The organism is Oleiphilus sp. HI0123 (genome assembly GCF_001635315.1).
The window spans coordinates 1-432 of sequence record NZ_LWGE01000699.1 but is presented as its reverse complement, the minus strand read 5'-3'; the positions used below and the strand labels follow the sequence as shown (position 1 = coordinate 432).

Sequence of the window (432 nt, the reverse complement as noted above, 5' to 3'; positions counted from 1 at the left end):
ATTAGAGTCGATGTTTTCATCTGCTAAAACCTTGTCAAGCACTAAGGAAGCACAGTCTCTAGGGTTCATAAGCGGCCAAGTCATTTTACGACTGCGGGCACTAGCACCAATCACTATCTGACTACCAGCCAAAGCCTCATCAAGCGAAGTGCAGACCATTGCTTTTGCCAGAATATCTTCAGCCCCTGAAGCTCGCCTAATCGCATCGTGAGTATTTAAGGGAGACAAATAAACAATTTCACCATGCTCATCTTTTTCATAGGCTTCTGATGGCGAGACCAAGACCAGGCGACTTAAGCCCATATTTTTCATTGCACGAGCAACTGCACCGACATTTCCCGGATGACTAGTTCTAACCAATACAACTGTCACCAGGTCACTCAGTTTTTCTTCACGACTAAGCGCTATATTATTTTGAGTCACTGGCAATAT

Annotated in this window: 1 protein-coding gene; it reads right to left on the bottom strand. The window is 44.4% G+C overall.

Annotated features, from left to right (window positions below):
• A partial coding sequence (locus A3761_RS06290; protein WP_369808185.1) for a TrmH family RNA methyltransferase occupies positions 1–423 on the bottom strand: 423 nt, incomplete at its 3' end.
• Positions 424–432: the final 9 nt, after the last annotated feature.